This window comes from [Leptolyngbya] sp. PCC 7376, from assembly GCF_000316605.1.
Taxonomy (GTDB): domain Bacteria; phylum Cyanobacteriota; class Cyanobacteriia; order Cyanobacteriales; family MRBY01; genus MRBY01.
This window is the reverse complement of record NC_019683.1, coordinates 2,107,990-2,117,180: the sequence shown is the minus strand read 5'-3', so window position 1 is coordinate 2,117,180 and position 9,191 is coordinate 2,107,990. Positions and strand designations below refer to the sequence as shown.

11 protein-coding genes and 1 pseudogene are annotated in these 9,191 nt (G+C 42.7%); 9 read left to right on the top strand and 3 right to left on the bottom strand.

Annotated elements, in window-relative coordinates:
* Positions 1-1,203: 1,203 nt before the first annotated feature.
* Positions 1,204-1,401, bottom strand: a complete 198-nt coding sequence (locus tag LEPTO7376_RS09355; RefSeq protein ID WP_015133948.1) for a hypothetical protein — start codon at positions 1,399-1,401, stop codon at positions 1,204-1,206.
* A 68-nt stretch (positions 1,402-1,469) separates the two neighbouring features.
* On the bottom strand, positions 1,470-1,697 hold the full coding sequence (locus tag LEPTO7376_RS09350) for a chlorophyll a/b-binding protein (protein ID WP_015133947.1): 228 nt from the start codon (positions 1,695-1,697) through the stop codon (positions 1,470-1,472).
* A 293-nt stretch (positions 1,698-1,990) separates the two neighbouring features.
* On the opposite strand from LEPTO7376_RS09350, the gene LEPTO7376_RS09345 reads away from it, so the two are divergent.
* The 3 genes from LEPTO7376_RS09345 to LEPTO7376_RS09335 all read left to right on the top strand — a co-directional run bounded on the left by LEPTO7376_RS09345 (position 1,991) and on the right by LEPTO7376_RS09335 (position 4,617).
* Positions 1,991-3,496: a bifunctional UDP-sugar hydrolase/5'-nucleotidase gene (locus LEPTO7376_RS09345; protein WP_015133946.1), complete on the top strand. Its 1,506-nt coding sequence runs from the start codon at positions 1,991-1,993 to the stop codon at positions 3,494-3,496.
* Between the two features lie 59 nt (positions 3,497-3,555).
* Positions 3,556-4,233 carry a GGDEF domain-containing protein gene (locus tag LEPTO7376_RS09340; protein ID WP_015133945.1) on the top strand — a complete coding sequence of 226 codons (678 nt, stop codon included), beginning with the start codon at positions 3,556-3,558 and terminating at the stop codon, positions 4,231-4,233.
* Between the two features lie 99 nt (positions 4,234-4,332).
* On the top strand, positions 4,333-4,617 hold the full coding sequence (locus LEPTO7376_RS09335) for a hypothetical protein (protein ID WP_015133944.1): 285 nt from the start codon (positions 4,333-4,335) through the stop codon (positions 4,615-4,617).
* A gap of 27 nt (positions 4,618-4,644) precedes the next feature.
* Here LEPTO7376_RS09335 and LEPTO7376_RS09330 read toward each other — a convergent pair whose 3' ends face one another.
* On the bottom strand, positions 4,645-4,896 hold the full coding sequence (locus LEPTO7376_RS09330; protein ID WP_015133943.1) for a chlororespiratory reduction protein 7: 252 nt from the start codon (positions 4,894-4,896) through the stop codon (positions 4,645-4,647).
* 49 nt (positions 4,897-4,945) lie between these two features.
* On the opposite strand from LEPTO7376_RS09330, the gene LEPTO7376_RS09325 reads away from it, so the two are divergent.
* The 6 genes and pseudogenes from LEPTO7376_RS09325 to LEPTO7376_RS29010 all read left to right on the top strand — a co-directional run.
* On the top strand, positions 4,946-6,376 hold the full coding sequence (locus LEPTO7376_RS09325; RefSeq protein WP_015133942.1) for a YdiU family protein: 1,431 nt from the start codon (positions 4,946-4,948) through the stop codon (positions 6,374-6,376).
* 78 nt (positions 6,377-6,454) lie between these two features.
* Complete coding sequence (locus tag LEPTO7376_RS09320) at positions 6,455-6,637, top strand: PCP reductase family protein (RefSeq protein WP_015133941.1); 183 nt, start codon at positions 6,455-6,457, stop codon at positions 6,635-6,637.
* Positions 6,638-6,763: 126 nt separating this feature from the next.
* Positions 6,764-7,309 carry a YHS domain-containing (seleno)protein gene (locus LEPTO7376_RS09315; protein ID WP_015133940.1) on the top strand — a complete coding sequence of 182 codons (546 nt, stop codon included), beginning with the start codon at positions 6,764-6,766 and terminating at the stop codon, positions 7,307-7,309.
* Between the two features lie 55 nt (positions 7,310-7,364).
* A complete protein-coding gene (locus LEPTO7376_RS09310; RefSeq protein ID WP_015133939.1) occupies positions 7,365-7,913 on the top strand; it encodes a YHS domain-containing (seleno)protein in 549 nt (182 codons plus the stop codon).
* Positions 7,914-8,107: 194 nt separating this feature from the next.
* A protein-coding gene (locus LEPTO7376_RS25680; RefSeq protein WP_398338393.1) for an IS1 family transposase occupies positions 8,108-8,832 on the top strand; the annotation gives its coding sequence in 2 pieces (ribosomal slippage) (positions 8,108-8,431 and positions 8,434-8,832; 723 coding nt in all).
* An 81-nt stretch (positions 8,833-8,913) separates the two neighbouring features.
* Positions 8,914-9,123, top strand: a pseudogene (locus LEPTO7376_RS29010) (transposase); the annotation flags it as partial.
* Positions 9,124-9,191 lie beyond the last annotated feature (68 nt).

Below are 9,191 nucleotides of genomic sequence, written 5' to 3'. Positions count from 1 at the left end.
GAGAGCAATTGAATACTGTAATAGTGCTATTCGCAGGTTAGGTAAAAGTCATCTACATTATAGAAGAATGAGGTAAGAGCACAGCGAATTTTTATCTCCATAGCGGATAGATCTGAAATGTTTTTCAGTCTGAGATTTAGCTTTTTCTTTTGAAAGTGAACTTACATTTATCCTGTTTCAAAGTATTGCCTTAGGACTTTTTATCCTGTTAGATTTTATTGGTTTATCTCTCTTCTATGGACATAGAAGATATTTTTTTCTGAATGAGGTGAAGATTTTTCCTCTTCTATTCTCGGCGAAATAGTTAATGAAAAGAAGCAATTTTCAGCAGAAATCCAAGGTGAGTATTACATCCTTGTTTTCGACTGAAGATAGTCAGCAAATATCCAATATCTATACCTGGGAATCCATTGTCAGCCATAGACAATAAAAAGCCCCAGATGCTTACTCTCAAAGCATTGGGGCTTGGACAATTTCTTTCCTACTTCTTAGTATAGTCAAACCAAAGTTTTTTCATATCGGAGAAATAGCTTAAAGTTCATAGTCGTTTTTTCGGTGATATGGCGTACGATTACTTGCTTTTCTTTTTGTTTTTTGGCGATTGTATGATAATTGATTTTGACAACAGAAAAAAGTATTAATTGATCTCATCAAAATGTACTAATTCTGATTGAAAAGAATGCCTTTTTTGAGGAGATATGATTATCGCAAAAAAACAAAAAACTTTCCATCGCTTGGATGAAAAGTTTTGAAATACCTTACAAAAGAATTGAGCTGATTTTAGAATTCTTTAGTAGTAATTTTATTGTTATAGAAAGTGAGCTATGGATCTGTGCTTAAACCTATTTTATTTTTTGTGGGCGATCGCCCGTTGCTGTGGCTAGACATGACCATGACAGAAAATAAAGTAGTGAATGTGCATTGCATTGCTCTGTAAGAAGAAAATAAGTTGCCTGTCTCTATGTCTTTATTATCGAATTTCCATAAGCAAAAGAAAGTGACGCTAGAAGCCTCTGACTTGTGTACCTAATCAGTCATAATACCTGCCGATATTACAGAGCTCTTCTGATCTCTCGGGCGATCGCCAGTGACGAATATCACAAAAAAAGTCCCTGATGCGGGGCACACCGACATCAAGGACTTAGAGTCAATTTTGTTTAGGAGGAGAAAACTTTAAAAGGATAGAAAATTAAAGTCGTAGATTTAAGCCATAAACCCGAGCTGCTTACCATTGTTACGAGCGAGACGAATTAGGCTTTGACGTTCTTTGGAGTCAATACCAATGAAGTTGCAGAAATTGGTGATTGTCTTGCAATGGAGGCCAATAGCCTTGCCTCGGATTTGGTTGAAGCGGCTCTTGCCCATGATTTTGCGTAGTCCGATAACTAATGATGCAAACATGTTTTTGTCCTCGTTATGGCTTAAATACTTCTAGAGACTAGAAAAGTCGAAATCTTCTAACTGAAAAATTAGAGTTGGAACAATAGATTGATGATTGTGTCGCCACCGATGAGTTCAGTTGCGATGAGGGCAACAAAACCAATCATTGCTAGACGACCATTGAGCTTCTCTGCATATGCTGTCCAACCTGCAGTGTTTTCCGCATCAACGTAAACAACAGGCTCAAGGGCGAATGTGTTGGTGTAACCATCATCAGTTGTGACAAATCCGCCTTGAATAGCTTGGTTAGTAGTCATAGGTTGTTACCTCTTCGTTGCTTGTGTAACTAAATATAACGAATCATTACAAAATATTACAGTGATCGTGATTTTAATGTTTTGTGACTTGGCTCACATTGTTGATTTGTAGTCCTTGAAATCCGTGAAATCTTTGCTTTGAAGGAATTTTGAGGATTCTCAAAGATGGCTTGATTTCTGCTTTCGACTTACTGCTAGATATGTCATTTTGTCAAGTGATGTTAAGGGCGGCATGTCCGAACCGTAAAAAACAGCATGATAGGGAGATTGAATGTCGCTGCGATTGAACTATTATGTTTCGTTGGAAAGTTTGGCTAAATCGAATTGCTCTAGTCTGTCTGATTTCTGTTGTGATGATCAGCTGGTCAGTGAGTCATAGTTCGGTATTGGCGGAAAAGGTTCAATTCCAGATTTTGCAGATAAATGATGTTTACGAGATTGCGCCGTTAGCGGGTGGTGCGGAAGCGGGTTTGGCTCGGGTCGCAACGGTGCGGAAGGATTTGTTAGCGGAGAATGAGAATACTTTTACGGTGATGGCCGGGGACTTTTTTAGTCCTTCAGCGCTGGGAACAGCAACAGTTGATGGCGATCGCCTGGCCGGTCAGCAGATGGTCGGGGTACTGAATGCTATGGAGCTGGATTTGGCGACCTTTGGGAATCATGAGTTTGATCTGACAGAGCCTCAATTTCGCGATCGCCTAGAAGAATCTAAATTTCAGTGGTTTTCAGGAAATGTGCGTGATGCTGAAGGCGAACAATGGAAAAATGTGCCAGATTATGTGATTCGGACGATTGAGAGTGAGTCTGGCGAAAAAGTACGCATTGGGTTTGTGGGGACGACTATTCCGAGTAATCCAGCGCCCTATGTGTCTTATCTTGATCCGCTCGACAAGATGAAAGAAGATGTCGAGGCGATCGTCGATGATGTGGATGTGATCGTGGCGGTGACGCATTTGAACTTGCCTGATGATCAGTACCTCGCGGAAAATATTCCGGAGATTGACATTGTTCTTGGCGGTCATGAACATGACAATATTCAGCAATGGCGCGGTAAGGATTTTACGCCAATTTTTAAGGCTGATGCTAATGCTCGCACAGCTTATATTCATCGGTTCACTTACGACACTGGTTCCGATGAGCTAGAGGTTGAATCGGAATTGGAGTTTCTGACTGAGGCGATCGCCCTAGACCCAGATACTGAGAAAGCCGTGGATTATTGGGAGCAAAAGGCTTTTGATGGATTTCGGGAGAATGGCTTTGAACCTGAAGCGGTGATCACAGAAACGGAGATTCCCCTAGATGGTCTGGAAAGCTCTGTGCGTAATGAATCAACTGAGCTAACCCACGTCATTGCCGATGCGGTATTAAATAGTGCCACTGATGTAGATGTGTCGATTTTCAACAGTGGGTCGATTCGGATCGATGATGTTATGCCACCAGGGATAATCACTCAGTATGACGTGATTCGAGTGTTGCCATTCGGAGGAGAAATTGTAACTGTGGAGATGTCTGGGGAGTTACTCGAGCAGGTTTTGAATCAAGGTCTGGCCAATCGCGGCTCCGGTGGATTTTTGCAGACAAGTGGCGTAACACAAGACTCTGATACCCAAAACTGGCTCGTCGGCGATCGCCCCCTAGACCCAACAACTACATATAAAGTCGCAACCGTTGAATTTCTCATTTCCGGCAATGAAATCGGCTTAGACTTCCTCAATACCGATAATCCCGACTTAAAAGTACTTTCTAAAGAGGGCGATATTCGCTTTGCTTTGATTGATCAGCTCCAGGCCGCTAATTAGTAGATATATAAAGAGAGAGGCGATCGCTATTACTATCGAAACTTTAATCTAGACTGCTCATGAATCCAAAGCTACTCCAAGAGTTTCTGTATATTATCTCTGATTGTCCGTCAGGTTATTTGGCTTCATATAACGGCTCTGGTTTTAAAATACGCAATGATTATTTTGGTCATCTCTTAGTGGATGAAGAGATTAATTACTTTAGCTATTTGTTGAATAACAAAAGTAATGGACTATGCAAAAGAGTCGGTGGCAATGAATGGCTAGCTTATTTTCCTGCTACCTCATTGAGACAAATCCAAGAAGTTATGGGCGAATTTTATGAGGAGAAAAAATATAATGCAGGCTGGGCTTGTTTGGGTGAGCGTGGTAACGAAAGAAAGGTCAAGCGATGTACTGTTAAATCGAAACTTTTAAGAGCGGTACGCAGTGTCTACATTTATATAGATCGTTCCTTTGAGGCACGATCTATCGCAGTAAATTTGGTGGAACAAAATTGGAATTTACCACCAAATACTATTCATAAGCTTTCATCACTTGCTGGCGTTACTGATAACGGTAGAAAGTTCTTTTCTATTATTGAGGCTTGGCCAACTGAATCTCCTTCTTGTCCTTTTTGTGGAGAAGTGGACTTTGATTGGATAGATGGAGATGCAAGTAGTGCGTATGGCATATGTAAGAATTGTCGTGCGGAAGTTACCATAGGGCATGCCGAATCTCTGTCACCTAGTGTTTGAAAAAAAGTCTAAATTCAGTGGTGTATTTTGTCTGAATAAGTAATAGCTCAGTCACATAAATGTCGCGGAACAAACAAATGTAGGCATTAGACTATTTTTATGGCAAGAAGGATTAACAGTAAAAAGTATCGTGCGGCTCAGAAAGCTAAGGCAGAAGCTGAAGCTAAGGCCAAGGCAGAAAGGAAATACTATCAAGAGATTAATCAAAAGGTATGCCCAAACTGTGGCGCGCAAAATACCGCATTGATTTTGTATGGGCTGATGAATTTTGATGAGTCGCTAAAACGTAATCTAGCCAATAATTGGGTCGTGCTGGGTGGTTGTGACCTTAGTGAAACGAATCCAGCATATGAGTGCAACGAGTGTCATCATACATGGAAATAATTTCAGTTTGAGGTTTCGCGTTGAGGCCTATTTTTCGAAGCGGACGGCATACCATTGCAAAAATCCATCGGGAATATCCAGCTCACAATAATCTTCGAGCAGCTTGGTGAGTTGGTCGGTGGGAGGAAGGGATTCTAATTCTGTGGGGAGTAAATCTGGTTCTTTTGTAAATAAGTCAGTGAAAAATTGGCGAATTTCGTTAGGTTCCATGATCTGTTCGGGTTGATCATGGCGAAGAACCACATAACCATCCTCTTGGTACATAATCGGATCTGGCATAATACCTCTTAATCTTTTGTTCAAGTTTGACTCTTCAAATTTTAAGTGAATGCCTCCTCTTAGTGAGTTAACTCAAAATCCGTTGGTGTGTCTGCCCTATGAAAATGTGTTTGCTGGTCTGGGTGATCAGTATTCGGATGTGGTGGAAGCAGCAGATTTTCCAAAGTATGAGCTGCGATTTCGGAATGATCAGCTTTTAGGGAAATTGGGTTTAATGTCGGAAAAGGTTGAGGAGCAAGATTTCATTGAGGCGTTTGGTCAATTTCATGTGCCCCACCATCTGCGGGCAATGCGCTATCACGGCTATCAGTTTGGAGAATACAATCCAGATTTGGGGGATGGTCGGGGCTTTTTATATGGGCAGGTGCGATCGCCGGACGGATTGTTGTACGACTTTGGGACAAAGGGTTCTGGTAGAACACCGTATTCCCGAAATGGTGATGGTCGTTTGACGTTGAAAGGCGGTGTACGGGAAGTGTTGGCAGCGGAAGCGTTGCATCAACTGGGTGTGAATACATCCCGGACCTTAAGCCTCATTGAAACCGGCGAATCTTTATGGCGGGGCGATGAACCTTCTCCGACGCGCTCTTCGGTAATGGTGCGGTTCCAGCGATCGCACATTCGCTTTGGGACATTCGAGCGATTGTATTTTTACCAGCGGCCTGATCTTGTCGAAACGCTTTTAGACCATGTGATTGAGCATTATTACTCGGATTATATGGGTGAGGAAGAGGTCTATGGGTTATTTTATGCGGATTTGGTGAAACGAGTGGCGCGGTTGGCGGCGCAATGGATGACGGCAGGTTTTTGCCATGCGGTACTGAATACCGACAATATGGCGATCGCCGGTGAAAGTTTTGACTATGGTCCCTATGCTTTTATCCCGACCTATGACCGTAAATTTACGGCAGCATATTTTGATTACAGCGGGCGCTATAGCTATGGCAACCAACCGATGATCTGTCGGATTAATCTCGAAGTTTTGCAGCGACCACTCGGGATGGTGATGGATAAGCAGGATTTGGCAACAGGTTTGGATGGTTATGACGCGGAATATGAACACACCTACCGTGAACTGATGTTGAATAAGTTGGGCTTTGAAAGTTTGCCGGAGACTTTAGGGAAGGACTTGTTGGGCAAAACGATTAAATTACTCGAAGAATCCCAAACGGGTTACCACGACTTTTTCTATCAATTGGCTGCTCAGTTTAATTTTGCTTGGCGATCGCACCCCGAAACGATCCTCGAAAATAGCAACTTATCGGCGGCAGTTTTCGAGAAGTGGCGCAATGTTTATCAAACAGCGCTCCAAACAATTCCCGAAGCTGAACTCAATACCGTGGGCGATCGCCTGACTCGTACAAACCCAAAGACTGCATTATTACGACCTGTGATCGAATCAATTTGGGAGCCGATTGTCGCCGAAGATAATTGGCAACCTTTTAATGATCTGCTCAAAAAAATTCAGCAACGGAAATAATGCTGGGGATTGAGCATTTTTACTCAATAACCTTGTAAAGTATCCCCTAAAGCAATATCTATAAAGAGAAAAATCCCCATGGAATGGACTGACGAGGCAAAGGCACTGTGTAAAACGATTCCCTTTTTTGTGCGTCCTTTCGCGAAAAAGAAAATCGAAAAGCTAGCCACAGAAATGGGCGCAACCCTTATCGATAAAGAGATTTATGTGGAAGCAAAGGCTAAATTTAACGACCCGAAAAAGTCTGGCGAACTGAAATAAGCAAACTCGCACCGCTTTTTCAGCGAAATTCAAAAAGTTCTTACGGATCTCTCAGGAATCGTTTAGGGGAGTAATGGTTTCGGTTTCCATAATGAAATTGTTGAAGTTCGTTCCTCCCCACTTAATATGAAAATTTCTTCTCTTAAATCCCTCTCCCTCGCAACCGTTTTAAGCATTGGGGCGATCGCCGGATTTTCTCACCAGGTAGACAGTAAGCCTGCACCAACTCACGCAACTATCGCCGTGAAAGCCGACAAAGTTGTTCGTGCGAATAAACTGAATACTAACAACACCTCCTTCATTAACAAACAATCCAACGGCGTTGCAATTCGTGGCACAGATCCCGTTGCATACTTTACCCAAGGCAAACCCGTTGCAGGGAGTGCGAGCTTTACCCACCGTTGGAACGGCGCAACATGGCGTTTCTCCAGTGCCGCAAACCGTGACAAATTTGCAGCAAACCCCACCGCATATGCACCTCAATATGGTGGTTACTGCGCATGGGCAATCAGCCAAGGTTACACCGCAGACATCGACCCCAATGCTTGGAAAATTGTTGATGGCAAACTCTACCTCAACGTCAGCCAAGGCATTCAACGCCGTTGGGAACGCGATATTCCTGGCAATATTTCTAAAGCAAATCTTAACTGGCCTGGTATTTCTGGCCGCTAATTAACCGTTAACCTAAGCACAGATTGATTTCAATACAGCTTTATTTTTTGATGCTATGAAAATTTCTCCGAAAAAAACAGTTATTCTCGGCGTTCTCCTAACCCTGGGTATTCTCGGTGGTTGCGGTCAAGCTTCCCAAAATGAAGTTTCTACCACGCCTGAAACGACGACGACTTCTGAAACAACAACCACAGAAACGGCTACGGCATCGGTCGGTGTTAGTAGCTTTATCTATAAAGATGGTGATGTGGCGATTAAAGGTACAGACCCCGTCGCCTATTTCACTGATAGTCAAGCCGTTGAAGGTTCTGCCGAGTTTGCTTATGAGTGGAATGGTGCCAAATGGCATTTCGCGAGTGCAGAAAACCGGGATTTGTTCAGCGCAGATCCAGAGAAATATGCACCACAATATGGCGGTCACTGTGCTTGGGCTGCGGCTCAGGGTAATGTTGCTCCGATTGATCCCACTGCATGGAGCATTGTTGATGGAAAGTTATACCTAAACTTCAATGACAAGATCCAAGCGCGTTGGGAAAAAGATATTCCCGGCTTTATCGCTGACGCGGATGCGAAATGGCCTGGGATTGTCGAGCAAAATTCCTAAAGTTTTAGGTTTGCATCTACTCCTAGTTTCTTAAAGGATGCTAGATTTTTCTCTCTGTGTGTTTATTTTTTCTACTCTTTCCATCAACCTCCTGGCATTTGCTGTGGAGGTTTTTTTGACCAAAAATTTAAGAGAGTTTCAAGTAAGTAATGCTATAGCAAAATGGAGTGAGTCGTTTCCTTGGAAGTCTTGCTATGACAATTCACTGTCCCCAATGTAATGCTCAAGACATCATCAAAAGTGGATTCGCTAAAAATCGTCAACGATTTAAGTGTAAGCAGTGCAATTATCAATTTACAAGCTTTTCTAAAGAGCGGGGCAAGCCTCTCTGGATGAAATTAGAAGCTGTATTGATGTATATGAGTGGTATGTCCATGAATGCGACAGCCAAGATTCTCGGTGTATCAGCTCAATCAGTGCTCAATTGGGTAAGAGATTTCGGTGAAGCCAATTATGAAAAGCCCACTCCTGAGTCTGCTGTCGTGGTGGAGCTAGATGAGCTATGGCATTTTATCCAAGAGAAAAAAACAAACTTTGGGTCTGGAAAGCATATGACCGTAATACTGGGCGACTCATTGACTGGGAATTGGGAAGTCGTGATAGTCGAACTTTAGGTCATTTACTAGAGCGGTTCTCGCAATGGCAAATCACTGTCTATTGCACCGATAATTGGAAACCCTATCAACAGCTATTAGAGAATCACCCAGATGCTTTTCATGTCATTAGCAAGAAAGAGACAATAGCAATTGAGAGAAACAACTCAGACAATCGCCATTGGTTTGCTCGGTTTCATCGCAGGACGAAGGTCGTCTCTAAATCAAAACACATGGTGGACTTGAGCATGGCACTGTTTGCGAAATTTAGAGTGAATGGAAGTATTGAGCTACTGCGCAATTGGCGTTTAACATTACTCTCTTGAAACTCTCAAAGTTACGTCTCTCAAGCTCTGGCACAGTATTTGCAAGAAGAATATGATGTGAGGCTTCTAGCTAAGCCTCGTCGCAATATAGAAGAATCACCTGATGTTTTGGCGTGACAAAGTTTTGGCCCGCAAGCGAGCTTTGATTGAGACAGTCATTGACAACTGAAGAATATTTCTCAGATTGAGCATTCCCGCCATCGCAGTCCTGCCAATTTTTGTGTCAACTTGCTTTGCGGTCTAATTGCCTACTGTCATCAGCCCAAGAAACCCTCTCTAAAACTTGATTAGAACCTTGATTCCTTATCCCGAACTCACGTTAAATTAGTGATCGCAGTTCAACACAGATTTTCTAATTC